Source organism: Pseudomonas sp. BNK-45, from assembly GCF_047456255.1.
GTDB lineage: Bacteria > Pseudomonadota > Gammaproteobacteria > Pseudomonadales > Pseudomonadaceae > Aquipseudomonas.
This window is the reverse complement of record NZ_CP179909.1, coordinates 1,260,988-1,284,479: the sequence shown is the minus strand read 5'-3', so window position 1 is coordinate 1,284,479 and position 23,492 is coordinate 1,260,988. Positions and strand designations below refer to the sequence as shown.

The 23,492-nt window shown below is 65.8% G+C and carries 22 protein-coding genes; 14 read left to right on the top strand and 8 right to left on the bottom strand.

Annotated elements, in window-relative coordinates; all coding sequences use genetic code 11:
- Positions 1 to 34 precede the first annotated feature (34 nt).
- The 6 genes from ACMGG8_RS05920 to pilG form a co-directional block, all read right to left on the bottom strand.
- Positions 35 to 493: a chemotaxis protein CheW gene (locus ACMGG8_RS05920; RefSeq protein ID WP_129405924.1), complete on the bottom strand. Its 459-nt coding sequence runs from the start codon at positions 491 to 493 to the stop codon at positions 35 to 37.
- Complete coding sequence (locus ACMGG8_RS05915; protein ID WP_414159300.1) at positions 486 to 6,404, bottom strand: Hpt domain-containing protein; 5,919 nt, start codon at positions 6,402 to 6,404, stop codon at positions 486 to 488. Before ACMGG8_RS05915 ends, ACMGG8_RS05920 begins: the two co-directional genes overlap by 8 nt.
- A gap of 24 nt (positions 6,405 to 6,428) precedes the next feature.
- Complete coding sequence (locus tag ACMGG8_RS05910; protein ID WP_129405922.1) at positions 6,429 to 8,492, bottom strand: methyl-accepting chemotaxis protein; 2,064 nt, start codon at positions 8,490 to 8,492, stop codon at positions 6,429 to 6,431.
- 139 nt (positions 8,493 to 8,631) lie between these two features.
- Complete coding sequence (locus ACMGG8_RS05905) at positions 8,632 to 9,171, bottom strand: chemotaxis protein CheW (RefSeq protein ID WP_414159299.1); 540 nt, start codon at positions 9,169 to 9,171, stop codon at positions 8,632 to 8,634.
- Between the two features lie 10 nt (positions 9,172 to 9,181).
- On the bottom strand, positions 9,182 to 9,547 hold the full coding sequence (gene pilH, locus ACMGG8_RS05900; protein WP_042941009.1) for a twitching motility response regulator PilH: 366 nt from the start codon (positions 9,545 to 9,547) through the stop codon (positions 9,182 to 9,184).
- A 57-nt stretch (positions 9,548 to 9,604) separates the two neighbouring features.
- Positions 9,605 to 10,009 carry a twitching motility response regulator PilG gene (pilG, locus tag ACMGG8_RS05895; protein WP_016964938.1) on the bottom strand — a complete coding sequence of 135 codons (405 nt, stop codon included), beginning with the start codon at positions 10,007 to 10,009 and terminating at the stop codon, positions 9,605 to 9,607.
- Positions 10,010 to 10,245: 236 nt separating this feature from the next.
- On the opposite strand from pilG, the gene gshB reads away from it, so the two are divergent.
- The 7 genes from gshB (at position 10,246) to ACMGG8_RS05860 (ending at position 16,334) form a co-directional block, all read left to right on the top strand.
- Positions 10,246 to 11,217, top strand: a complete 972-nt coding sequence (gene gshB, locus ACMGG8_RS05890) for a glutathione synthase (RefSeq protein WP_060841529.1) — start codon at positions 10,246 to 10,248, stop codon at positions 11,215 to 11,217.
- Between the two features lie 129 nt (positions 11,218 to 11,346).
- Positions 11,347 to 12,246, top strand: a complete 900-nt coding sequence (locus ACMGG8_RS05885; RefSeq protein WP_060841530.1) for an energy transducer TonB — start codon at positions 11,347 to 11,349, stop codon at positions 12,244 to 12,246.
- A 159-nt stretch (positions 12,247 to 12,405) separates the two neighbouring features.
- On the top strand, positions 12,406 to 12,975 hold the full coding sequence (locus tag ACMGG8_RS05880; RefSeq protein WP_414159298.1) for a YqgE/AlgH family protein: 570 nt from the start codon (positions 12,406 to 12,408) through the stop codon (positions 12,973 to 12,975).
- On the top strand, positions 12,975 to 13,412 hold the full coding sequence (ruvX, locus tag ACMGG8_RS05875) for a Holliday junction resolvase RuvX (RefSeq protein ID WP_060841532.1): 438 nt from the start codon (positions 12,975 to 12,977) through the stop codon (positions 13,410 to 13,412). The genes ACMGG8_RS05880 and ruvX overlap by 1 nt, the downstream gene beginning before the upstream one ends.
- 117 nt (positions 13,413 to 13,529) lie before the next feature.
- Entirely contained in the window at positions 13,530 to 14,036 is a 507-nt protein-coding gene (pyrR, locus tag ACMGG8_RS05870; RefSeq protein WP_060841533.1) for a bifunctional pyr operon transcriptional regulator/uracil phosphoribosyltransferase PyrR, read from the top strand.
- A gap of 25 nt (positions 14,037 to 14,061) precedes the next feature.
- Positions 14,062 to 15,066: an aspartate carbamoyltransferase catalytic subunit gene (locus ACMGG8_RS05865; RefSeq protein ID WP_011064007.1), complete on the top strand. Its 1,005-nt coding sequence runs from the start codon at positions 14,062 to 14,064 to the stop codon at positions 15,064 to 15,066.
- Positions 15,063 to 16,334, top strand: coding sequence for a dihydroorotase (locus tag ACMGG8_RS05860; RefSeq protein WP_414159297.1), 1,272 nt, complete (start codon positions 15,063 to 15,065; stop codon positions 16,332 to 16,334). Before ACMGG8_RS05865 ends, ACMGG8_RS05860 begins: the two co-directional genes overlap by 4 nt.
- 127 nt (positions 16,335 to 16,461) lie before the next feature.
- Here the strand turns inward: ACMGG8_RS05860 and ACMGG8_RS05855 are convergent, their stop codons facing one another.
- Positions 16,462 to 16,881 (bottom strand): NINE protein, encoded by a 420-nt coding sequence (locus ACMGG8_RS05855; protein WP_060841535.1) that lies wholly within the window; start codon positions 16,879 to 16,881, stop codon positions 16,462 to 16,464.
- 251 nt (positions 16,882 to 17,132) lie between these two features.
- Here ACMGG8_RS05855 and ACMGG8_RS05850 point away from each other — a divergent pair, with 251 nt between their 5' ends.
- Positions 17,133 to 17,756 carry a C40 family peptidase gene (locus ACMGG8_RS05850; RefSeq protein WP_060841536.1) on the top strand — a complete coding sequence of 208 codons (624 nt, stop codon included), beginning with the start codon at positions 17,133 to 17,135 and terminating at the stop codon, positions 17,754 to 17,756.
- Positions 17,757 to 17,841: 85 nt separating this feature from the next.
- Here ACMGG8_RS05850 and ACMGG8_RS05845 read toward each other — a convergent pair whose 3' ends face one another.
- Positions 17,842 to 18,876 carry a type IV pilus twitching motility protein PilT gene (locus ACMGG8_RS05845; RefSeq protein WP_414159296.1) on the bottom strand — a complete coding sequence of 345 codons (1,035 nt, stop codon included), beginning with the start codon at positions 18,874 to 18,876 and terminating at the stop codon, positions 17,842 to 17,844.
- Between the two features lie 193 nt (positions 18,877 to 19,069).
- Here ACMGG8_RS05845 and ACMGG8_RS05840 point away from each other — a divergent pair, with 193 nt between their 5' ends.
- The 6 genes from ACMGG8_RS05840 to metW all read left to right on the top strand — a co-directional run bounded on the left by ACMGG8_RS05840 (position 19,070) and on the right by metW (position 23,471).
- The gene (locus ACMGG8_RS05840; RefSeq protein WP_060841538.1) at positions 19,070 to 19,768 is read left to right on the top strand and encodes a YggS family pyridoxal phosphate-dependent enzyme; all 699 of its coding nucleotides are present in this window, start codon (positions 19,070 to 19,072) and stop codon (positions 19,766 to 19,768) included.
- Between the two features lie 34 nt (positions 19,769 to 19,802).
- Complete coding sequence (gene proC / locus ACMGG8_RS05835) at positions 19,803 to 20,621, top strand: pyrroline-5-carboxylate reductase (protein WP_108545069.1); 819 nt, start codon at positions 19,803 to 19,805, stop codon at positions 20,619 to 20,621.
- A 10-nt stretch (positions 20,622 to 20,631) separates the two neighbouring features.
- Positions 20,632 to 21,222 carry a YggT family protein gene (locus tag ACMGG8_RS05830; protein WP_060841540.1) on the top strand — a complete coding sequence of 197 codons (591 nt, stop codon included), beginning with the start codon at positions 20,632 to 20,634 and terminating at the stop codon, positions 21,220 to 21,222.
- Between the two features lie 14 nt (positions 21,223 to 21,236).
- Positions 21,237 to 21,530 carry a DUF167 domain-containing protein gene (locus ACMGG8_RS05825; protein WP_060841541.1) on the top strand — a complete coding sequence of 98 codons (294 nt, stop codon included), beginning with the start codon at positions 21,237 to 21,239 and terminating at the stop codon, positions 21,528 to 21,530.
- A 173-nt stretch (positions 21,531 to 21,703) separates the two neighbouring features.
- The gene (gene metX / locus ACMGG8_RS05820; RefSeq protein ID WP_060841542.1) at positions 21,704 to 22,843 is read left to right on the top strand and encodes a homoserine O-succinyltransferase MetX; all 1,140 of its coding nucleotides are present in this window, start codon (positions 21,704 to 21,706) and stop codon (positions 22,841 to 22,843) included.
- A 7-nt stretch (positions 22,844 to 22,850) separates the two neighbouring features.
- The gene (metW, locus tag ACMGG8_RS05815) at positions 22,851 to 23,471 is read left to right on the top strand and encodes a methionine biosynthesis protein MetW (RefSeq protein ID WP_060841543.1); all 621 of its coding nucleotides are present in this window, start codon (positions 22,851 to 22,853) and stop codon (positions 23,469 to 23,471) included.
- Positions 23,472 to 23,492 lie beyond the last annotated feature (21 nt).

Here is a 23,492-nt window from a genome sequence, read left to right as displayed (position 1 = left end):
TGCTTCACGCCACCGGCTTGCCGGCAAAACACGCCTAGGACAGCAGCCCCGCCCCCACCAGCAACTCCTCCAGCGCCAGCAGATCCGGGACCTTGGCCACTTGCTCGGCCACCTGCACCGCGGCCTTTTCCAGAGGCGCCAACGGCACATCGACATAACTCAACTGGCTGTCGAGCTTGCAGGAGCGGGGAATGCCCTGCACCAGCAAGGCCATGAACTTCAGCTCCGGGCGTCCGCCCAGGGCGTTGAGCACGACGATACGCGCCCGCTCGCCCAACACCGTCTTGCCACCACAGGCCGACTCGAAACTGATCAGCGCAATCCACCGCTCGCGCCACAGCACCCGGCCCAGGTACCAGGGCGGCGAATCCAGGTCGAAGCTGCCCTGCTGATAGTCGATCAGTTCGGCCACCGCCACGTTGGGCAGGATCAGGGTACGGTCCGCCAGGGGCAGCAACAGACCGGTCAGGGTGCTGGCGCGGTGATCAAGCATGGGGCTTGCTCCACAGGGCGATGCTTTCCAGCAGCACCGATTCTTGATAGGGCTTGCCGAGGTAGTCATTGACCCCGATGGCCATGGCCCGGTCGCGGTGTTTCTGCCCGGTGCGGGAGGTGATCATGATGATCGGCAAGTGTTGCAGGCGCGGGTCGTTGCGTACCTGGATCGCCACTTCGAAACCGTCCATGCGCGGCATCTCGATGTCCAGCAGCATCAGGTCCGGGGTGTGCTCGGCCAGCAGCGTCATGGCGTCGACCCCGTCCTTGGCGGTGAGCACGTTCATGCCATGACGTTCCAGCAGGCGGCTGGTGACCTTGCGCACGGTGACCGAATCGTCCACCACCAGCACCAGCATCGGCCGTGGCGGCTGGACTTCGGCGGCCACGGCCTCGCCGCTCGGCCCCGGCCGCGGTGCCTGGAGCTGCAGCGCACGGAGGTGCGCCAGCAGATCGAGAATCAGCACTACCCGGCCATCGCCGAGAATGGTCGCCCCGGACAGGCCCTGCACCGCCGCGAATTGCGGCCCCAGGCTCTTGACCACGATCTCCCGGGTGCCGGCCGTGACATCCACCTGCACCGCGATGCGCTGTTCGTTGCAGTGCACCAGCAGCACCGGCAGCGGCAGCACCTGGCCCAGCAGTTTCGGGCGCGGCACGGTGTGCAGCAGTTCCCCCAGGTAGCACAGGTCATAGCCCTGCCCGGCGTATTCGTAACGGGGCGGATCGAGCTGGTAATGGGCGTCCAGCTCACCCGGCAAGACCCGCACGATGCCTTCGACGGTGTTCAGCGGGATCGCGTACTGCTCATCGGCGCACTGCACCATCAACGCCCGGTTGACCGAGACGGTGAAGGGCAGGCGAATGCGGAAATGCACCCCCTGCCCGGCCACCGAATCAATGCTCATGCTGCCGCCCAGTTGCCGCACTTCCTCGTGCACCACGTCCATGCCCACCCCGCGCCCGGAGATCTGGGTGATCTTCTCGGCGGTGGAAAACCCCGGCTGCATGATGAACTGCAGCACCTCGCGGTCGCTGATCGCGGCTTGCGGATCCAGCAGGCCGCGCTTGATGGCTTTGGCGCGCACCGCTTCCAGGGGCACCCCGGCGCCGTCGTCGCGCATGTCGAAGATGATGTCGCCGCCTTCCCGGGACAGATCGAGGCTGATCCGCCCCCGGGGCGGCTTGCCCGCGGCGCGGCGCACGTCGGCGGCCTCCAGGCCGTGATCCACGGCATTGCGCAACATGTGCTCCAGGGGCGCGACCATGCGTTCGAGAACGTTGCGGTCCATTTCCCCTTCGGCGTTGCCCACCACGAACTCCACGTCCTTGCCCAGCTCTTCGGCCACCTGCCGCACGATGCGCTTGAGCCTGGGCACCATGCGCTCGAAGGGCACCATGCGCGTGCGCATCAGGCCTTCCTGCAATTCGGTGTTGATCCGTCCTTGCTGCTGCAACAGGTTCTCGGCGTCGTGGTTGCGCCGGTCGAGGGTTTCCTTGAGGTCCAGCAGGTCCGAGGCGGACTCGAACAGGGCCCGGGACAACTGCTGCAACTGCGAATGCCGGTCCATTTCCAGCGGGTCGAATTCCTCGTAGCCCAGGCGCTCGGCCTCCACTTGCTGGCGACTGAGGATGCGGCCCTGGGTTTCGGTGTCCAGGCGCCGCAACTGGTCACGCATGCGCTCGATGGTGGTTTCCATCTCGCCAAGCGCTACCCGGGCATCGTTGACCTGTTGTTCGATGCGCCCCCGGAAGATCGAGGTTTCCCCGGCCAGGTTCACCAGATCGTCCAGCAGTTCCGCCGACACCTTGACCATGTCGCCCACCACCGCGGCCTCCGCGGCGGGGGCCGTCGGCTCCGGCTTGCTCGCCGGCATCGGCGCAGGCGCCCCGGGCACGGACGGCACGCGCGGATGGCTCAGGTCGTGGATTGCCTCGATCAGTTTCTGCGCCGGCTCGATGGGTTGCCCGGCGCGGGCCGCATCGAGCATCTGCGCCAGGCGGTCGTGGCTTTTCTGCAGCAGGGTGAACAATGCCGGGCTGGGTTGCAGCAGCCCGGCGGACAAGCCTTCGAAGAGAAACTCCAGCTCGTGGGCCAGGTCGCCGATGGGGGCGATTTCCACCATTCGCGCCCCACCCTTGAGGGTGTGCAGGTCCCGCAGCAGGGTTTCCACCTCCTGACGCGCCTGGGGGTCGGCCTGCCAGCGCGCCAGGGCCGCGGCGGAGCTGTCGATGATGTCGAAGCCTTCTTCGAGAAAGATCTCCAGCAGCTCCGGATCCTGGGCCGCGCTGTCCTCGGAGGGCGCGTTCTCGGCCGTCTCGGCCGTCTCGGCGGGGCTGGCTGCCTGCTGCCGGTAGGCGCGCACGGCTTCGACCTGAGCCCGGGAATCATCCAGGGGCCGCGCGCTCTGCAACTGATGCAGCAGCAACGCCAATTGCTCATGACTGCTGCGCAACAGCAGGCCCAGGTGCTGGCTGTGGCTGTAGCGCCGGTCCACCAGGCCCTCGTACAACGACTCCAGCTCCTGGGCCAGCTCCGCCACCGGCGTCACTTCGGCCATTCGCGCGCCCCCCTTAAGGGTGTGCAGGTCCCGCTGCAGGGAGGACAGCGGCGCGCCGTTTTCCGGGTCCGCCAACCAGCGTTGCAGGGCCTGATCGGCGCTTTCGAGGAGGTCCACCGCTTCTTCGAGGAAGATCTCGACGATCTCCGCGTCTGCGTCCGCCTGCCCCGGCGTCTGCTCCAGGCGCGCGGTGGCCGCCCCCAGTTCACTGATGCTCAAGGCCCGACTGCCATCGCTCTTGATCAGGCCGGTGGCACTCGGATCAAGGCCTTCGTGCAGCAAATCGCGCAGGGCCTGGACCCGCTCCGCGCAGGGGCTGACCGCCTGGCCTGCGGCCAGTTCGTCGAGCATGTTGAGCAAGGCCTCGTGGGCGCTTTCAGCCTCGTGGAAGAAGCGCTCGCTGACCGCCAGGCTGCTCTCCTCCACCGCGCCATAGAGGTCGAGCAGGGCTTCGCAGAGTTCATCCACCGGGTGCAGGTCGGCCAGGTGCGCGCCTTCACCGAGGGTGGTCAGTTCGTCCAGCAGGGCACTGAGTTCCTGACGCTCGCCGGGATGCTGCTGCCAGCGCCGCAGCAGGCTTTCGGCGTCCAGCAGGATGTCCATGCCCTGGGCCAGGAAGTTGGTGATCAAGTGCGGATCGCGCTTGGCCCGGGGGGCGGCGTCCGGGGCGTTGAGCAGGGTTTCCAGGCGCTCGCCGAGCAGTGCCAGGGCGCGCCCCACCAGTGAGCGGGCGCCGTCGATGGGCGCCAGCGGATCGCTGTCCAGTTGCCGCAACCCGCGGCGCAGCAGGCCTTCGGCTTCCAGCAACAGCTCGACTTCGTCCAGGTCCAGGGGAATCAGGTGGGCCCGGTATTCCCGGGCCAGCTGGTCGAAGGGCCCGGCCAGCTCGGCCATCGGCAGCACCCCGGCCATGGAGGCGCTGCCCTTGAGGGTATGCAGGGCCCGTTGCAGTTCATCGCTGGCCTGCAGCGGCAGGTGCTCGGCAGCCCGTTCGAGAAAACGCTGGATGCTGTCCAGGTGGGTCTGGGCTTCGGCGCGGAAGATCTCCAGCAACTGCGGGTCCAGCGCCTGGCCTTCAGCGAGGGCGTCGGCTGCGGCACCTTTGGCCAGGGCATGGGCGCGAGCGGCGAGGCGGTCGACATCCTCGCGCTGGCGCTGGGCCCGGGCGGCGAATTCGCCGATCAGGTCCGGCAGCAGTTGCAGGGTGTCGGCCACCAGTTGCCGGACTTCGGCGCTGGGGGCAACGCTGTGCTCCAGCACCCGGTTGAGCAGGTTCTCCACCGCCCAGGCCAGTTCCCCCAGGACCAGGGCACGCACCATGCGCCCACTGCCCTTGAGGGTGTGGAAGGCTCGACGCAGTTCGCTCAGGGCGGCCTGGCCCTGGGGCTCGGCCGTCCAGCGCGGCAGGTACTCGCGGAGCATGTCCAGCACTTCCTCGGTTTCTTCAAGGAAGACTTCCCGCAGTTCGTCGTCGACCGGCTCTTCGTCCACCGGCGGCGGCAGCAGGCTGCCGGGGGTGATCAGGGCCGGCGGGTTGAGCGCCGACACCGGGGCCGCCAGCGCATCGGCCAGAGACTGCGCCGGCCGGGGCTCGTCCGCTGCCTGTGACACCGGCAGCGCCGGCGCCTCGCCGCCGCTTGCGGGCCGCTCCGGCAATGCCGCTTGCGCCACGGGGGCATGCCCCAAGGCCGTCAGGCCCTGCTCCGCCAGGTCGAGGAACTTCTCCCCCGGCGCCTGGTGGTCCTCCTTCAAGCGCTCCAGGTAGTACTCAAGGCTGGTGATCACATCCGCCAGGTGGTCCAGTTGCCGCCAGTCCGGCCGGGGCGAATCCTGCAGCAGCTGTTCGCTGATGAAGCGATTGCAGGCTTCCATCAGGCTGGCGGCACGGGGCAACGGGATCATCGCCAGCGCGCCGCGCACCTGGGTCAGCAACTCGGGCACCGACACCAGTTGCTCGCGCTCCCAGTCGGCCTCGATGCACTCGCCAATCAGGTCCTTGGCCTGACGCAGACAGACCAGGGCTTCCTGGATCACCAACTGATGGATCTGGGTCAGGTCGGTGGTGGGCAGGCGGCTGTCCTCGGGACTTTCCGGCTCCACGGTACCGACCATCCCGGCCAGGGTCGCCTCGACATACAACAAGGCCCCGGCCACATCCATCAGCACCGCGTCGTCCGGCGCGCGCTGGCCCTGGGCCAGGCTCTGGACCACCGCCAACTGGTCGATGATCACCTTGCGTGGCTGGCCGAAACCCAGCACCGCCAGGGTGTCGGCGATCTGCCGCAAGGGAGACAGCAGGCTGTCCAGATCGCCGGTGTGCTGGCGGTCGCTGCGCACGAACAGGTCGAGGCGCTCCTTGACCCGCACCAGGCCATCGCACACCGCGGTCAGCACCGAGCGCATGGCATCGCGGTCGGGCCCGGCCAGGCGGGCCCGTTCCTCATCCACCACCGCGCTGTCGGGCAGCGCGTCGTCCAGTCCGTAACGTTCTTTCATGGTCAGCATCAATGGGGTGGGATGGCGCGCCTTGGCGATGTAGAACAACAGGCTCTTGAGCAATTCGTCGGGCGCGGCCTGGTTGATTCCGGGCATGCCCTGTTCCAGCAGGCGCTTGAGTTCCTTGTCGGCGTCCTTGAGCAGGCTGCGCACCGCCGGGCTGTTGGCGATCACGCCCTGGCGCATGCCTTCCACCAGGGCCGAGGCGATGTGCCACAAGGGCGCCAGCGGTGCGTCCTGGCACAGCGCCTCCAGGCGTTCGAAGACCTTGGCCATGTGGCCCAGGCAGTGTTCGGCGTCCTGCTCGCGCAGCAGGTCCACCAGCGCGGTTTGCAGCAGGTGCCGCAACTTGCGCATCTGGGTGGGAAACTCCAGCGGCTCCAGAGCCGCCAGGGCCTTGTCGGACAGGGTCGGCAGGCTGGGCAGTTGCGGGCTGAACAGGCTGGTTTCCGAGAGCAGGCCTTCGCCCCGGGCACTGCGCAGATCGTTGAGCAGCGGCAGCACCACCAGGGGCAGGTCGCGGCGGGCACTCTGCACCCGGTCCAGGTACTGGGGCAGTTGGCCGATGGCCTGGCGCAGCAGGCGCAGGGCTTCGTCGCGCTGGGCCACCCGGTTCTGCTGCAGGGCCAGGGCGAGCTTTTCCATTTCCTCGGCCAGCAGCGCGGCGCCGTAGAACTCCACCATCTGCAGACTGCCATGGACCTGGTGGATCCCCGCCAGGCACTGGCCGAGGGCATCCGGGTCCTGGGGGTCATCCGCCAGGTGTTCCAAGGCCTGATGCGCCTGCTTCAAGGTTTCGGCAATTTCGCCCTTGACCCATTCCAGGGCCACATAGTCATGCCGGTCCACCATCACCACTCCCGTCAAGGCCTTGCGTCAGCGATTGTCATTCGGGGCCGGGGCCCGGGTGGCCGGCAAGGTGAAGCCGGACACCGAGCGGCGCAGTTGGCTGGCCATTTTCGCCAGGTTGCCGATGCTCTCGGCGGTCGCGGTGGAGCCGGACGAGGTTTGCGAGGTGATCTGCTGGATCACGTTCATGGTCAGGGAGATCTGCCCGGCCGACGTGGTCTGCTGCTGGGCCGCGTTGGAAATGCTCTGGATCAGCGCCGCCAGGGTCTTGGACACGCCTTCGATCTCTTCCAGGGCCACCCCCGCGTCCTGGGCCAGACGCGCGCCGCGCACCACTTCGGTGGTGGTTTGCTCCATGGAGATCACCGCTTCGTTGGTGTCGGTCTGGATCGCCCGCACCAGGGTCTCGATCTGCCGCGTGGCGGCCGAGGAGCGCTCCGCCAGCCGTTGCACTTCGTCGGCCACCACGGCAAAACCACGCCCGGCATCGCCGGCCATGGAGGCCTGGATCGCCGCGTTGAGGGCCAGGATGTTGGTCTGGTCGGCGATGTCGTCGATCAGGCTGACGATGTCACCGATTTCCTGGGAGGACTCGCCCAGTCGCTTGATGCGCTTGGCGGTGTCCTGGATCTGCTCGCGGATGTTGTCCATGCCGTGGATGGTGTTGTGCACCACCTCGTTGCCCTTGTTGGCGATTTCCACCGAACGCTCGGCCACCGCCGAGGACTCGGCGGCGTTGGCCGACACCTGATCGATGGACTGGGCCATCTCGTTGATCGCCGTGGAGGCTTCGGAAATCTGCTGGGCCTGGTGCTCCGAGGCTTCGGCCAGTTGCATGGCGGTGGCCTGGGTTTCCTGCACCGCGCCGGCCACCTGACCCGCCGTGAGGTTGATGGTGGCCACCAGGTCGCGCAGCTGGTCGACGGAATAGTTGATGGAGTCGGCGATGGTCCCGGTGAAGTCCTCGGTCACCGAGGCGGTCACCGTCAGGTCGCCGTCGGCCAGGTCCTCGATCTCGTCCAGCAGGCGCATGATCGCGTTCTGGTTGCGCTCGTTCTTCTCGGCGGTTTCCCGCAGCTGGCGGTTGGTTTCGCGGACCATCACCAGGCCGATGAGGATGATCGAGGCCAGGGCCAGCAGGCCCAGGACATAACCGCCGATGGTGTCCAGCTTGCGGCTGCCGGCCAGGTTCTCGAAGCCGGTGGCCAGCAGCGAGGCTTCGTCCAGCAGGGTCTGGGACAGGCTGAAGATGTTGCTCGCCGATTCGCGGACCTGGAACAGCTCGGGGGAGGTTTCGAGGATCTCGTCCACGGAACCGGAGACGAACTCGAACAATTCGGAAATCTCCGCCAACCGGGCCCGGGCGTCCGGGTCTTCGACCTGGCTGATCTTCAACCCTGGGTTGCCCTGCAGCATGCCGTTGAGGACCTGGCCGAAGCGCGCGGCATCCCGGCCAAAGGCGTCGGCGGCCTGGACCGCATTTTCGTCGCCGGCCAGCACCGTGTTGACCGCCCCCAGAATCCGCTCGGCCAACAGCGACTGGCGCTGGGCCATGGCCACCTGGGCGGCCGGGGCACCGCGCTGCAGGAGGATCTCCACCACCTTCTCGTATTCCACCTGCAACTGGGGCACGGTTTCCGCCAGGGTCGCCGCCACTTGATGCAGGGACAGCACCGTCTGCTCGCTGCCGAGGATGACATCGGCGTTCTTCAGCAGTTTTTCCCAGTCCAGCTGCACGGCGCGCATTTCCTGGCGCAGCACCACCGGCGCGCCGGGCAGGCCGGTGGCCGGGTCGCCCTTCTTCAGGTAGCCCCAGCGCTGGGCAAAGTCGTTGCGCGCATCCCCCAGCAGCTTGAACGCCGCGGCCTTGCCGGCTGCCGCTTCGGTGGCGTTCTTGGCGATGCGCTGGGACAGCACCCGCAGCTCGCCGGCATGGCCGATGTACTGCTTGTCGTAGGTGGCCTGGGTGTTCAGGTAAGCGAAGTTGGCGAACAGCAGCATGATGAACACGATCAGTGCGATGAACAGCACGATGATCTGCGAGCGGCTGCGGGAGCCCTCCAGGGGCTTGCCGGTTTTGGCTTTGGTCATCGATCAGGCCTGTGGCGAGCGGGTGATCCCGCTTTCAGGAGCCCGGGGCGCACGCAACGCTCGGGCAGCATGGATGGAACCAGGGCAGCAAGGCTGGCCGGGGTACAGCGAACGCAGGGCAAGCGGGACCGGGCGAGGCTCACGCCGCCACCTGCAGAAACGCCGGCGAGCGGGCCAGGGCGAAGGGGCTGAAGACCTGCCAGAGCTGGTCGCTGCGAAACTGCCCCTGCAGGTAGGGGTTGATCGCGGCAATGGCAAAGTCGCCGGGGCCGGGCTCCAGACTGTCCTGGGCAAAATGCTTGAGGCCCGCCACTTCATCCACCAGCAGGCCGGCAAACAGTTCCTTGTACTCCACCACCAGCACCCGTCGCTGCTTGCGCAGGGGCGACAGCTCATGACCGAAGAAGGCGCACAGGTCCATGACCGGCAGCAGCCGCCCGCGCAGGTTGGCCACGCCCTTGACCCAGGGCTTGACCCCGGGCAGCAGGGTGTAGCGCGGCTCGTGCAGCACCTCGCTGATTTCGCCCATGGCGGCCACGTACCAGTGCTCCCCGAGGCGGAAGCCGATACCGCTCCAGCCGTGCTGGCGGGTTTCCTGGGACGGCAGGTCGGCGGCCAGCAGGCGGCAGCGCTGGTCGATCTCCAGCAGCAGCTCGAAGGCGGTCTGGGTTTCGCTCATGGCCGGGCGATCAGCCGGCCAGGACGCTGTTCAGGGTCTTGATCAGGGTCTCTTCGTCCACCGGCTTGGTCAGGTAGTCCTTGGCGCCCTGGCGAGTGCCCCAGACCTTGTCGGTTTCCTGATCCTTGGTGGTGATGATGATCACCGGGATATGGCTGGTCTCGGCGTCCTTGGTCAACTGGCGGGTGGCCTGGAAGCCGTTGAGGCCGGGCATGACGATGTCCATCAGTACCGCATCGGGCTTTTCTTCCCGGGCCAGGGCCACGCCGTCGGCACCGTTCTCGGCCTTGAGCACTTCATGGCCGTGCTTTTCCAGCATGCCGGTGAGTTTGTACATTTCAGTCGGCGAGTCATCGACGATCAGAATACGAGCCATGGTCTTCCCCATACGGTATGGGCGCGCGGCCCGCGGGCCGAACGCCATTGTGCGTGTCTACTGTGGCGCAAGCGCGACAAAGTCCGGAACGTGGGCCTTGATTGCGCTCAGCAGTTCTTCCTTGCTGAAGGGTTTGGTCAAAAACTGATCGGAGCCGACGATGCGCCCCTTGGCCTTGTCGAACAGGCCGTCCTTGGAGGACAGCATGATCACGGGAATGGACTTGAACGCGCTGTGGTTCTTCACCAGCGCACAGGTCTGATAGCCGTCGAGCCGCGGCATCATGATGTCGACGAAGATGATGCCGGGATGATGATCGACGATCTTGGCCAGGGCCTCGAAACCGTCCACGGCGGTGATGACCTCGCAGCCGACGTTCTTCAACAGCATTTCGGCCGTGCGGCGAATCGTCTTCGAATCGTCGATCACCATCACCTTCAAGGCGTTGGAATGCTGTTCCATATCTGCTCTGCCATCGCCCCAGCGAATGATTTGATCCGGTACCGCTGGCCTACGCCCCAAACCCTTGAACTTCAAGGCCTCGGCCCGGCATGCGAGCCTTTTTAGCACACTCTCCCCTCTGCAATCTATGGACCACGCCAGGCAGTGGTTTTTCCTTGACCCAGGCCCTTGTCAGCGCCACTCTGACGCCACTTTTTTTGCCTTGCTTCCACTTATTTTCTTAAAGGAATCCACCCATGAGCGTTCGCGTCGGGATTGTCATGGACCCTATCGCCAGCATCTCCTACAAGAAGGACAGCTCGCTGGCCATGCTGCTGGCCGCCCAGGAGCGCGGCTGGACCCTCTTCTATATGGAGCAGCGCGACCTGTACCAGGGCGCTGGCGTGGCGCGGGCGCGCATGCGCCCGCTGCAGGTGTTCGCCAACCCGGAGAAATGGTTCGAGCTGGACGCCGAGATCGACTGCCCGCTGAGCGATCTGGACGTGATCCTGATGCGCAAGGACCCGCCGTTCGACATGGAGTTCGTCTACTCCACCTACCTGCTGGAACAGGCCGAAAGCGCCGGCGTGCTGGTGGTCAACAAGCCCCAGAGCCTGCGCGACTGCAATGAAAAGCTGTTCGCCACCCTGTTCCCGCAGTGCACCCCGCCGACCGTGGTCAGCCGGCGCGCCGATGTTTTGCGCGAGTTCGCCGCCGAGCATGGCGACGTGATCCTCAAGCCTCTGGACGGCATGGGCGGCACCTCGATCTTCCGCCACCGCGCCGGCGACCCGAACCTGTCGGTGATCCTGGAAACCCTGACCGTGCTCGGCAGCCAGCAGATCATGGCCCAGGCCTACCTGCCGGCGATCAAGGACGGTGACAAGCGCATCCTGATGATCGATGGCGAACCGGTGGATTACTGCCTGGCGCGCATCCCCGCCGCCGGTGAAACCCGTGGCAACCTGGCCGCCGGCGGGCGTGGCGAAGCCCGTCCACTGAGCGACAAGGACCGCTGGATCGCCGCCCAGGTCGGCCCGACCCTGCGGGCCAAGGGCTTGCTGTTCGTCGGCCTCGATGTGATTGGCGAGCACCTGACGGAAATCAACGTCACCAGCCCCACCTGCATCCGTGAGATCGACAACGCCTTCGGCACGCAAATCGGCGCGCGGCTGATGGATGCCATCGAACGCAAGCTGCAAGCCGCCAGCAACAAGCCGCAAGCTTGATCTGCGTCATCTGCAGCTTGTCGCTTGAAGCTTGGCACTCAAGGCTTGAAACCAACATTGCGTTATCATGCGCCGCCTGTGAAAACGTGATGTTGGTTGTGTGATGCCTGCCGTGATGTCGAAACGCCCATGAGCCTGCCGTCCGATCTGCCCCCCGAGCTAGCCCATGGCGGCGTGCGCGCGGCCGATCGCCTGGGATTTACCCTGTTCCTGGCGGCGCTCCTGCACCTGGCACTGATCCTCGGCCTGGGCTTTTCCTTCGCCGAGCCCCAGACCATCAGCAAGACCCTGGAAATCACCCTGGCCACCTTCAAGAGCGAGACCAAGCCGAAGAAGGCCGACTTTCTCGCCCAGGAGCACCAGGAAGGCAGCGGCACCCTGGACAAGAAGGCCATTCCGAAAACCACCGAGGTGGCGCCGTTCCAGGACAATTCGGTGAAAAAGGTGGTGCCTCCGCCGTCGGTCAAGCCCGAGGTCAAGGAAGCCGCGCCCAAGGCAGCCGTGGCCACCACCGCGCCGAAACCGAAAAAGACCGTGACCCAGCGTGAAGAGGTCAGGAAAGACCCGACGCCCAAGGCCGAGACTCCGACGTTCGACAGCTCCCAGCTGTCCAGCGAGATTTCTAGCCTGGAAGCGGAGCTGGCCAACGAACAACAGCTGTATGCCAAGCGCCCGCGCATCCACCGCCTGAGCGCCGCCTCCACCATGCGCGACAAGGGTGCCTGGTATAAGGACGAATGGCGCAAGAAGGTCGAGCGCATCGGCAACCTCAACTACCCCGAGGAGGCCCGCCGCAAGCAGATCTACGGCAACTTGCGGCTGATGGTCTCGATCAACCGCGACGGCTCACTGTATGAAGTGCTGGTACTGGAGTCCTCCGGCCAGCCGCTGCTGGACCAGGCCGCCCAGCGCATCGTGCGCCTGGCCGCGCCGTTCGCGCCCTTCACCGGCGACCTGTCGGACATCGACCGCCTGGAAATCATCCGCACCTGGCGCTTCGCCCGGGGCGACAAGCTGTCCAGCAATTAATCCGCACCCGCTGGCAAGCGCCCAGCACCCGCAACAGCCGGTTGGCCGGCGCAGAGGCCCCTCAGCGGATACGCCCTCCCCCGCGCCACCTGCACCGGCAGGCCAGTACCCACCGGCTGGCGCTTGTCAGCCGGGCCCGCCATCGCCACACTAGCGCTCATGAAAAATGTCAGCCCAAGCTATCTCAAGCATCACTTCCTGATCGCCATGCCCCATATGGCCGACCCGAACTTTGCGCAGACCTTGACCTACATCGTCGAGCACAACGCCAGTGGCGCCATGGGCCTGGTGATCAACCGGCCCCAGGACCTGAACCTGGCGGATATCCTCGAACAACTGCGCCCCGACGAAGAGCCGTCGCTGCTGTGCCAGCACGTGCCGATCTTCAGTGGCGGCCCGGTGCAGACCGATCGCGGCTTTGTCCTGCATCCCAGCGGCCCGGTCTACCAGGCCACGGTGGAGCTCGAAGGGCTGTCCCTGTCCACCTCCCAAGACGTGCTGTTCGCCATCGCCGACGGTGTCGGCCCGGCCAAGAGCCTGATCGCCCTGGGCTATGCCGGCTGGGAAGCCGGGCAACTGGAAGCCGAGCTGGCGGACAACGCCTGGCTGACCTGCCCCTTCGACGCCGACATCCTGTTCAACACCAGCAGCGAACTGCGCCTGGAAGCCGCCGCCCGGCACTTGGGGGTCAACCTCAACCTGCTCACCAGCCAGGCGGGCCACGCCTGATGGCCTTGCGACTGATCCTCGGCTTCGACTACGGCACCAAGCAGATCGGCGTCGCCGTGGGCCAGGCCATCACCGGCCAGGCCCGCGAGCTGTGCACCCTCAAGGCGCAGAACGGCGTGCCGGACTGGAATCAGGTGCAAGCGCTGATCGAGGAATGGAAACCCGACGCCGTGGTGGTAGGCCTGCCCCTGAACATGGACGGCAGCCCCAGCGATATGTGCGTGCGGGCCGAGAAGTTCGCCCGGCGCCTGAACGGCCGCTTCAATGTGCCCTTCTATACCCACGATGAACGCCTGACCACCTTCGAGGCCAAGGGCGAACGCCTGGCCCGGGGCGGGCAGAAAGGCAGTTACCGCGACAACCCGGTGGACGCCATCGCCGCGGCCCTGCTGCTGCAGGGCTGGCTCGATGAAAACGCCGGCCTGTTGAACACCTGAAACCCGAATCCTGAAGAGGCGCGGCCCCCTGCTGCGCGCCTCCTGGCCCAACACCAGCCGCAAGTCCCACGCGCCTCGCTGCCCGGCAACCCGGCGCGAGCCCACGAAGGAGCCACCATGAGCCTGCCCAATCCCGCCGCCCTGATCAGCCAGATGGCCACTGATCTCAACGCCCACCTGGCCCAGCGCGCTATCAGCGAGCCCCGCTTCATCGGTATCCGTACCGGCGGCGTCTGGGTGGCCCAGGCCCTGCTGGAAGCCCTGGGCAGCGACGCGCCCCTGGGCACCCTGGACGTGTCCTTCTATCGCGACGACTTCAGCCAGAACGGCCTGCACCCACAAGTGCGTCCCTCGGAGCTGCCGTTCGAGATCGAAGGCCAGCACCTGGTGCTGATCGACGACGTGCTGATGAGCGGCCGGACCATCCGCGCCGCCCTCAACGAACTGTTCGACTACGGCCGCCCGGCCAGCGTGACCCTGGTCTGCCTGCTGGACCTGAACGCCGCCGAGCTGCCGATCCGTCCGAATGTGGTGGGCGCGACCCTGTCGCTGGCCGCCCACGAGCGGGTAAAATTGTCCGGTCCTGCGCCGCTTCAACTCGAGCTCCAAGACCTCGCCCTCTAACTCGCCCTTTTAAGAGTCCATTGCGATGACGCCTCTAGACGCCAAGCGCCCGCTGCAGCTCAACGATCAGGGCCAGCTGCGCCATTTCCTGTCCCTCGACGGCCTGAACCGCGAGCTGCTGACGGAAATCCTCGACACCGCCGACTCCTTCCTCGAAGTCGGCGCCCGGGCGGTGAAGAAAGTCCCGCTGCTGCGCGGCAAGACCGTGTGCAACGTGTTCTTCGAAAACTCCACCCGCACCCGCACCACCTTCGAACTGGCGGCCCAGCGGCTGTCGGCGGACGTGATCACCCTGAATGTCTCGACCTCCTCGGCGAGCAAGGGTGAAACCCTGCTGGACACCCTGCGCAACCTGGAAGCCATGGCCGCCGACATGTTCGTAGTACGCCACGGCGACTCCGGCGCCGCGCACTTCATCGCCGAACACGTGTGCCCGCAGGTGGCGATCATCAACGGCGGCGACGGCCGTCACGCCCACCCGACCCAGGGCATGCTCGACATGCTGACCATCCGCCGGCACAAGGGCGGCTTCGAGAACCTCTCGGTGGCCATCGTCGGCGACATCCTGCACTCGCGGGTGGCGCGCTCGAACATGCTGGCGCTGAAAACCCTCGGCTGCCCGGACATCCGCGTGATCGCACCGAAAACCCTGCTGCCCATCGGTATCGAGCAGTACGGGGTCAAGGTCTACACCGACATGACCGAAGGCCTGAAGGACGTGGACGTGGTGATCATGCTGCGCCTGCAACGTGAGCGCATGCAGGGCGGCCTGCTGCCCAGCGAAGGCGAGTTCTACCGCCTGTTCGGCCTGACCACCGCGCGCCTGGCCGGGGCCAAGCCCGACGCCATCGTCATGCACCCGGGCCCGATCAACCGTGGCGTGGAGATCGAATCGGCGGTGGCCGACGGTCCGCACTCGGTGATCCTCAATCAGGTGACCTACGGCATTGCAGTGCGCATGGCCGTACTGTCCATGGCCATGAGCGGGCAGACCGCCCAGCGACAATTCGAGCAGGAGAACGCCCAGTGAAGCTCAGCATTCTCGGCGCCCGCGTCATCGATCCAAGCAGCGGCCTGGATCAAACCACTGATCTGCACCTGGAAGCCGGCAAGATCGTCGCCATCGGCGCCGCCCCGGGTGGTTTCAATGCCGTCACCAGCATCGACGCCAAGGGCCTGGTGGCCGCGCCTGGCCTGGTGGACCTGAGCGTGGCCCTGCGCGAGCCGGGCTACAGCCGCAAGGGCAGCATCGCCAGCGAAACCCGCGCCGCCGCGGCCGGTGGCGTCACCAGCCTGTGCTGCCCACCGCGCACCAAGCCGGTGCTGGACACCTCGGCGGTGGCCGAACTGATCCTCGACCGCGCCCGCGAAGCCGGCAACAGCAAAGTCTTCCCGATCGGGGCTCTGAGCAAGGGACTGGAAGGCGAGCAACTGGCGGAGCTGATCGCGTTGCGTGACGCCGGTTGCGTGGCCTTCGGCAACGGCCTGGACGGTTTCCGCAGCACCCGCACCCTGTGCCGTGCCCTGGAATACGCCGCCACCTTCGACCTGACGGTGATCTTCCACTCCCAGGATCGCGACCTGGCCGAAGGCGGCCTGGCCCACGAAGGCGCTACCGCCAGCTTCCTCGGTTTGCCGGGGATTCCCGAAAGCGCGGAAACCGTGGCCCTGGCCCGGGACCTGCTGCTGGTGGAACAAAGCGGCGTGCGCGCGCACTTCAGCCAGCTGACCAGCGCCCGCGGCGTGGAACTGATTGCCCAGGCCCAGGCCCGCGGCCTGCCAGTGACCGCCGATGTGGCGCTGTATCAGCTGATCCTCACCGACGAGGCGCTGATCGACTTCTCCAGCCTGTATCACGTGCAGCCGCCACTGCGCTCGCGGACCGACCGTGACGCCCTGCGCGAGGCGGTGAAGTCCGGGGTGGTGCAAGCCATCTCCAGCCATCACCAGCCCCATGAACGTGACGCCAAGCTGGCACCGTTCGGCGCCACCGAGCCGGGCATCAGCAGCGTCGAGTTGCTGCTGCCACTGGCCCTGACCCTGGTTCAGGACGGTTTACTGGACCTGCCGACCCTGCTGGCGCGCCTCAGTGCCGGCCCTGCCGAGGCCTTGCGCCTGCCGGCGGGCAAGCTGGTGGAAGGTGGCGCGGCGGACCTGGTGCTGTTCGACCCGGCCAGTTCCACCGTGGCCGGCGAGCGCTGGCTGTCCAAGGGCGAGAACTGCCCGTTCCTCGGCCATAGCCTGCCGGGCGCGGTGCGCTACACCCTGGTGGACGGGCACATCAGCTATCAAGGCTGACTCCCTGGCTGGCACCCTGTAGCCGCTGCCGCAGGCTGCGAACGGCTCCGAAGGAGCCGCCGCTCCTGATGGCGGCCTGCGGCAACAGCCCCATGCAACGCCATCACCGCCTGCGCCGCTGACTGAATCAGCGGCGCTTGGCGTTTTCCAGGGACACCTGATCGTTCAGGGTCCAGAAGTCGTACAGCACCCCGAGGAAGAACAGGCCGCCGGTGAACAGATAGATCACCCCGCTCAGCCATTTGCCCTGGTACATGCGATGTACGCCAAAGACTCCGAGGAAGGTCAGGAGTATCCAGGCGACGCTGTACTCCAGTGGGCCCGAGGTGAAACGCAAGTCCGCTTCCCGGTCCATGGACGGGATCAAAAACAAGTCGATCAGCCAGCCAATGCCCAACAGACCGAAGGTGAAGAACCAGAGGGTCCCGGTTACCGGCTTGCCGTAATAGAAGCGGTGGGCACCGGTAAAACCGAAAATCCACAACAGGTAACCGATCACCTTGCTGTGAGTGTCATGAGCGGATGCATCCTGACGATAGGTGTTCATTAAGAGCCTCTTTGCAGGTGATAGATAAATATTCTTAAAAACTTTGTGACTTTTTTACAGGCGTTCGACATGTGGACGATGTTACCTTCTCTCCCGTCAAAGCCTTGTACTGCCTGACTTCTGACAGTTTTCTGCGTCAAGTTGCCACCTCTTTGCCGAAGTTGACCCCAAGGTTGAATCGACAAACGGCCACGGAAGTGACCCGAAAGCTGTTATAAAGTTGCGCGCAAACCAAATAAGAGCCTTGCCTAATGCGACCATTTTTCAAGACATGGCTAACCATTTGCCTATTAATGCCACTGGCCGCCCACGCCACCAACCGTGAGCAACGACTTCCCAACGTTAATGGCTACACCCCGAAACCGCATGTTTCGACGGTCACCGCCAAGAACAAGACCACCATCAAGCACCCCACCCGCCTGAGCAAGACCGATAGCAAGCTGGTGGCCAACAACGCCGGCCGGCCGAGCACCACAGTCCTCAGCCGCGCGGTCAACGTTCTCGGTACTCCTTATCGTTGGGGCGGCAGCAGCCCAAGTAAAGGCTTCGATTGCAGCGGCCTGGTGCGTTACGCCTTCAACGACGTTGCCGCCGTGGACCTGCCGCGCACGTCCAACGCCATGGCCAGCGGCCACGGGCAGAAGGTCGAGCGCAAGGACCTGAAGCCGGGCGACCTGCTGTTCTTCAACATCAAGAGCCGCAAGGTCAACCACGTCGCCATCTACCTGGGCGAAGACCGCTTCATCCACGCCCCGCGGCGCGGCAAGGCGGTGACCATCGACACCCTGAAGAAACCCTACTGGCAGAGCCACTACGTGGTTGCCAAGCGGGTCCTGCCCAAGGAGCACGCGCCCCTGCGGGTCGTGCAGCGCTGATCTGCTGATTCGCCCATTCGCCGGCAAGCCGGCTCCTACGCCCACCTGTAGGAGCTGGCTGCCGGCGAATGCATTTGCAGCCCGGTCAAAAGCTCTCCGGCATCCGCGCCTGTTCCCGAGCCTGCTCGCGGCTGATCAACCCCTGCCCGAGCAACGCCTTGAGGCTCATGTCCAGAGTGCGCATGCCCTGGGCGCCGCCAGTCTGGATCGCCGAATACATCTGCGCCACCTTGTCCTCGCGAATCAGGTTACGAATCGCCGGGCTGCCCAGCATGATCTCGTGCGCCGCCACCCGGCCACCACCGACCTTCTTCAGCAGCACCTGGGCAACCACCGCCTGCAGAGACTCGGCCAGCATCGAGCGCACCAGGGCCTTTTCCTCCCCCGGGAACACGTCCACCAACCGATCGATGGTCTTGGCCGCCGAAGCGGTGTGCAGAGTGGCCAGTACCAGATGCCCGGTTTCTGCGGCGGTCAGCGCCAGGCGGATGGTTTCCAGGTCCCGCAGCTCTCCCAGCAGGATCACGTCCGGATCTTCCCGCAGCGCCGCGCGCAAGGCGCTGGCGAAGCTCTGGGTATCGCGCTGCACCTCGCGCTGGTGCACCAGGCAGCTGTGCTGCGGATGCACGAACTCGATGGGATCTTCGATGGTGAGGATGTGCTGGCGCCGATGGCGGTTCAGATGATCGATCATCGCCGCCAGGGTGGTGGACTTGCCGCTGCCGGTGGGCCCGGTCACCAGCACCAGCCCCCGGGGCACCTCGGCAATGCGCCGAAACACTTCCCCCAGCCCCAACGCTTCCAGGCTCTGTACCTGCGCAGGAATCAGGCGCAGCACCGCGCCGACGCCCCGGGCATGCTGGAAGGCGTTGACCCGAAAGCGCGCCACGCCCGGCAGCTCGTAGGCGAAGTCCAGGTCCCGGGTGACGGCGAAGGCTTGGCGCTGCGATTCGCTCATCAGGCTGTGGATCAAGGCCAGCGTCTGCTGCCCGTCCAGGGCCGGCCCCTCCAGCGCGCCGATATCGCCGTCGATACGCAACATCGGCGCCAGTCCGGCGGACAGATGCAGGTCGGAAGCACCTCGGGCGACGCTCAAGAGCAAGAGTTCGGTGATGTCCATAGTGACTCCCAATTCCAGTAGAATGCCGCGAGCTTCAGACCCGCCCGCCTCTGGGCGGCTGCCATTGCCCGAGGCAAGGGCAAGGTCCGCCACGGCCATCGAGCAATGCTCTGGCCAGTGGCGGGTGAGGGTCTGGTGGATTCACGCGGCAGCCGGCAGGCCGAGGCCGCCGGTACTTTTGAGAAGAAATCGAATGTCCACGATAGCAGACAACATTGCCCGGCTCGCCGAGCGCATCCGCAGCGCCTGTCAGGCCGTACAGCGCGACCCGGCCAGCGTCCGGTTGCTGGCCGTGAGCAAGACCAAGCCCGCTGCCGCCCTGCGTGAAGCCTACGCCGCCGGCCTGCGGGACTTCGGCGAGAACTACCTGCAAGAAGCCCTGGGCAAGCAACAGGAACTGGCCGACCTGCCCTTGAGTTGGCACTTCATCGGCCCCATTCAGTCGAACAAGACCCGTGCCATCGCCGAGCACTTTGCCTGGGTGCACTCCGTGGATCGCCTGAAAATCGCCCAACGCCTGTCAGAGCAACGCCCGGCCGAGCTGCCGCCGCTGAACATCTGCATCCAGGTGAACGTCAGTGGCGAAGCCAGCAAGTCCGGCTGCACCCCGACCGACCTGCCAGCCCTGGCCAGCGCCATCAGCGCCTTGCCGCGCCTGCAACTGCGCGGGCTGATGGCGATTCCCGAGCCCACCGAGGATCGGGCCGCCCAGGAGGCCGCCTTCGCTGCGGTGCAGGCCTTGAACAATCAACTGCGGGACAGCCTCAAGCTGCCCCTGGACACCCTTTCCATGGGCATGAGCCACGACCTCGAAGCGGCCATCGCCCAAGGCGCCACCTGGGTGCGGATCGGCACCGCGCTGTTTGGCGCCCGCGACTACAGTCAGTCCTGATGCGACTGACCCTGACCTCTCATAAGGACCTGTCATGAACACGACTCGTATCGCTTTTATCGGTGCCGGCAACATGGCGGCCAGCCTCATTGGCGGCCTGCGCGCCAAAGGCCTGGAGGCGGACCAGATCCGCGCCAGTGACCCCGGGGCCGAAACCCGGGCCAAGGTGGCCGCCGAGCACGGTATCCAGGTGTTCGCCGACAACGCCGAGGCCATCGCCGGCGTCGACGTGATCGTCCTGGCGGTCAAGCCCCAGGCCATGAAAGCCGTGTGCGAGGCCCTGCGTCCGAGCCTGCAGCCGCAGCAACTGGTGGTGTCCATCGCCGCCGGCATCACCTGTTCAAGCATGAACAACTGGCTCGGCGCCCAGCCCATCGTGCGCTGCATGCCCAATACCCCGGCGCTGCTGCGCCAGGGCGTCAGTGGTCTGTACGCCACCGCCCAGGTCAGCGCCCAGCAGCGCCAGCAGGCCGAGGAACTACTGTCCGCCGTGGGCATCGCCCTGTGGCTGGACCAGGAGCAGCAACTGGACGCGGTGACCGCCGTATCCGGCAGCGGCCCGGCGTATTTCTTCCTGCTGATCGAAGCCATGACCGCCGCCGGCGAGAAACTCGGCCTGCCCCGGGAAACCGCCGCCCAACTGACCCTGCAAACCGCCCTGGGCGCCGCCCACATGGCTGTTTCCAGTGACGTCGATGCCGCCGAACTGCGCCGCCGCGTAACCTCGCCGGCCGGGACCACGGAAGCGGCCATCAAATCCTTCCAGGCCGGTGGCTTTGAAGCTCTGGTGGAAAAAGCATTGGGTGCCGCCGCGCACCGCTCGGCCGAAATGGCCGAACAACTGGGCCAATAAGGAGCCAATGATGATTGGATTGAACACCGCCGCGGTGTACGTGCTGCAAACCCTGGGCAGCCTGTACCTGCTGATCGTGCTGATGCGTTTCGTCCTGCAACTGGTCCGCGCCAACTTCTACAACCCGCTGTGCCAGTTCATCGTGCGGGCCACCCAGCCGCTGCTCAAGCCGATGCGCCGGATCATTCCCAGCCTAGGCGGCCTGGACATGTCCTCGCTGTTGCTGGCGATCCTGGTGCAGCTGGCGCTGATGGCCCTGACCCTGCTGCTGACCTACGGCACCACCGGCAACCCGCTGCAACTGCTGATCTGGTCGATCATCGGCGTGACCGCGCTGTTCCTGAAGATCTTCTTCTTCGCCCTGATCATCAGCGTGATCCTGTCCTGGGTCGCGCCGGGCAGCCACAACCCCGGCGCCGAGCTGGTGAACCAGATCTGCGAACCGGCCCTGGCGCCATTCCGCCGCATCCTGCCGAGCATGGGCGGCCTGGACATCTCGCCGATCCTGGCCTTCATGGTGCTCAAGCTGCTGGACATGCTGGTGATCAACAACCTGGCGGCCATGACCATGATGCCGGACATCCTGCGTCTGCTGATCTGACCCAGGCGGCCTGCATGAGTTATTTCCGCTGGGACGGTGACGATCTGATCCTCGATTGTCACCTGCAACCCAAGGCCAGCAGCGACGAGTTCGCTGGCCTGCATGGGGAGCGCTTGAAAATCCGCCTCACCGCCCCGCCGGTGGAGGGCAAGGCCAACGCGCACCTGATGGCGTTCCTGGCCAAGGCTTTCGGCATCCCCAAGAGCCACGTCAGCCTGGTCAGCGGCGAGTTGAACCGGCAGAAGCGCGTGCGCCTGCAAGCGCCGAAGAAACTCCCCGAGCTACCGGGGCTGGCGCGTCCCGCCTGATTCGTCCGATTCGCCGGCAAGCCGGCTCCCGGGGCCCACGCCCACTGCAGGAGCCGGCTTGCCCGCGAACCTTCCGCCGCCATCTACGCCGGCGAAACACAGCCCCGGGCTTTGCTTGCCGCTGGAGACAGCGGTCTTTAGACTTACGCCTCATTTGAACGAGAGCAGGATCGATGCCAACTGCCTTCCCCCCCGATTCTGTTGGTCTGGTCACACCGCAACTGGCCCACTTCAGCGAACCCCTGGCCCTGGCCTGCGGGCGCTCGCTGCCAGCCTACGACCTGATCTATGAAACCTACGGCCAGCTCAACGCCAGCGCCAGCAACGCGGTGCTGATCTGCCACGCCCTGTCCGGCCATCATCACGCCGCCGGCTACCACAGCGTCGATGACCGCAAGCCCGGTTGGTGGGACAGCTGCATCGGTCCCGGCAAGCCCATCGATACCAACAAGTTCTTCGTGGTCAGCCTCAACAACCTCGGCGGTTGCAACGGCTCAACCGGCCCCAGCAGCCTCAACCCGGAAACCGGCAAGCCGTTCGGCGCCGACTTCCCGGTGCTCACCGTGGAAGACTGGGTGCACAGCCAGGCGCGCCTGGCGGACCGCCTGGGCATCAGCCAGTGGGCAGCGGTGATCGGCGGCAGCCTGGGCGGCATGCAGGCCCTGCAATGGACCATCACCTACCCGGACCGGGTACGGCATTGCCTGGCCATCGCCTCGGCGCCCAAGCTCTCGGCGCAGAACATCGCCTTCAACGAAGTGGCGCGCCAGGCGATCCTCACCGACCCCGAGTTCCACGGTGGCTCGTTCCAGGAACAGGGCGTGATCCCCAAGCGCGGGCTGATGCTGGCGCGCATGGTGGGGCACATCACCTACCTGTCCGACGATTCCATGGGCGAGAAATTCGGCCGTGGCCTCAAGAGCGAGAAGCTCAATTACGACTTCCACAGCGTCGAGTTCCAGGTGGAAAGCTACCTGCGCTACCAGGGCGAGGAGTTCTCCGGGCGGTTCGACGCCAACACCTACCTGCTGATGACCAAGGCCCTGGACTATTTCGACCCGGCGGCGAACTTCGACGACGACCTGGCCAAGACCTTCGCCAACGCCAGCGCCAAGTTCTGCGTGATGTCCTTCACCACCGACTGGCGCTTCTCCCCGGCCCGCTCCCGGGAGCTGGTGGACGCGCTGATGGCCGCGCGCAAGGACGTCTGCTACCTGGAGATCGACGCACCCCAGGGGCACGACGCCTTCCTGATCCCGATCCCGCGCTACCTGCAGGCCTTTAGTCACTACATGAACCGCATAACGCTGTGAGGACACGATGAGAGCCGATCTGGAAATCATCCAGGAATGGATCCCCGCCGGCAGCCGCGTCCTCGACCTGGGCTGCGGTAACGGCGAGCTGCTGAGCTGGCTGCAGGAACACAAGCAGGTCACCGGCTACGGCCTGGAAAACGACCCGGACAACATTGCCCAGTGCGTGGCCAAGGGCATCAACGTGATCGAGCAGGACCTGGACAAGGGCCTGGGCAACTTCGCCAGCAACAGCTTCGATATCGTGGTCATGACCCAGGCCCTGCAGGCCGTGCACTACCCGGACAAGATCCTCGACGAGATGCTCCGGGTCGGCCGCCAGTGCATCATCACCTTCCCCAACTTCGGCCACTGGCGCTGCCGCTGGTACCTGGCCAGCAAGGGCCGGATGCCGGTTTCGGAATTCCTCCCGTACACCTGGTACAACACGCCGAACATCCACTTCTGCACCTTCGAGGACTTCGAAGAGCTGTGCCGCGAGCGCCAAGCCCGGGTGATCAACCGCCTTGCCGTCGATCAACAACACCGCCACGGGTGGGCCAGTAAGCTATGGCCTAATCTCTTAGGGGAGATCGGCATCTACCGCGTCAGCAGTCCCGGCCTGCAAGATCACAAGGTCGCGGTATAAACCACGTTGCATCGAGGAGAA

Bases quoted from the DNA above. Each gene is read 5' to 3' on its own strand.
- ACMGG8_RS05920 (WP_129405924.1), bottom strand. From the start codon at position 493: ATGCTTGATCACCGCGCCAGCACCCTGACCGGTCTGTTGCTGCCCCTG.
- ACMGG8_RS05915 (WP_414159300.1), bottom strand. From the start codon at position 6,404: ATGGTGGACCGGCATGACTATGTGGCCCTGGAATGGGTCAAGGGCGAA.
- ACMGG8_RS05910 (WP_129405922.1), bottom strand. From the start codon at position 8,492: ATGACCAAAGCCAAAACCGGCAAGCCCCTGGAGGGCTCCCGCAGCCGC.
- ACMGG8_RS05905 (WP_414159299.1), bottom strand. From the start codon at position 9,171: ATGAGCGAAACCCAGACCGCCTTCGAGCTGCTGCTGGAGATCGACCAG.
- pilH (WP_042941009.1), bottom strand. From the start codon at position 9,547: ATGGCTCGTATTCTGATCGTCGATGACTCGCCGACTGAAATGTACAAA.
- pilG (WP_016964938.1), bottom strand. From the start codon at position 10,009: ATGGAACAGCATTCCAACGCCTTGAAGGTGATGGTGATCGACGATTCG.
- gshB (WP_060841529.1), top strand. From the start codon at position 10,246: ATGAGCGTTCGCGTCGGGATTGTCATGGACCCTATCGCCAGCATCTCC.
- ACMGG8_RS05885 (WP_060841530.1), top strand. From the start codon at position 11,347: ATGAGCCTGCCGTCCGATCTGCCCCCCGAGCTAGCCCATGGCGGCGTG.
- ACMGG8_RS05880 (WP_414159298.1), top strand. From the start codon at position 12,406: ATGAAAAATGTCAGCCCAAGCTATCTCAAGCATCACTTCCTGATCGCC.
- ruvX (WP_060841532.1), top strand. From the start codon at position 12,975: ATGGCCTTGCGACTGATCCTCGGCTTCGACTACGGCACCAAGCAGATC.
- pyrR (WP_060841533.1), top strand. From the start codon at position 13,530: ATGAGCCTGCCCAATCCCGCCGCCCTGATCAGCCAGATGGCCACTGAT.
- ACMGG8_RS05865 (WP_011064007.1), top strand. From the start codon at position 14,062: ATGACGCCTCTAGACGCCAAGCGCCCGCTGCAGCTCAACGATCAGGGC.
- ACMGG8_RS05855 (WP_060841535.1), bottom strand. From the start codon at position 16,881: ATGAACACCTATCGTCAGGATGCATCCGCTCATGACACTCACAGCAAG.
- ACMGG8_RS05850 (WP_060841536.1), top strand. From the start codon at position 17,133: ATGCGACCATTTTTCAAGACATGGCTAACCATTTGCCTATTAATGCCA.
- ACMGG8_RS05845 (WP_414159296.1), bottom strand. From the start codon at position 18,876: ATGGACATCACCGAACTCTTGCTCTTGAGCGTCGCCCGAGGTGCTTCC.
- ACMGG8_RS05840 (WP_060841538.1), top strand. From the start codon at position 19,070: ATGTCCACGATAGCAGACAACATTGCCCGGCTCGCCGAGCGCATCCGC.
- proC (WP_108545069.1), top strand. From the start codon at position 19,803: ATGAACACGACTCGTATCGCTTTTATCGGTGCCGGCAACATGGCGGCC.
- ACMGG8_RS05830 (WP_060841540.1), top strand. From the start codon at position 20,632: ATGATTGGATTGAACACCGCCGCGGTGTACGTGCTGCAAACCCTGGGC.
- ACMGG8_RS05825 (WP_060841541.1), top strand. From the start codon at position 21,237: ATGAGTTATTTCCGCTGGGACGGTGACGATCTGATCCTCGATTGTCAC.
- metX (WP_060841542.1), top strand. From the start codon at position 21,704: ATGCCAACTGCCTTCCCCCCCGATTCTGTTGGTCTGGTCACACCGCAA.
- metW (WP_060841543.1), top strand. From the start codon at position 22,851: ATGAGAGCCGATCTGGAAATCATCCAGGAATGGATCCCCGCCGGCAGC.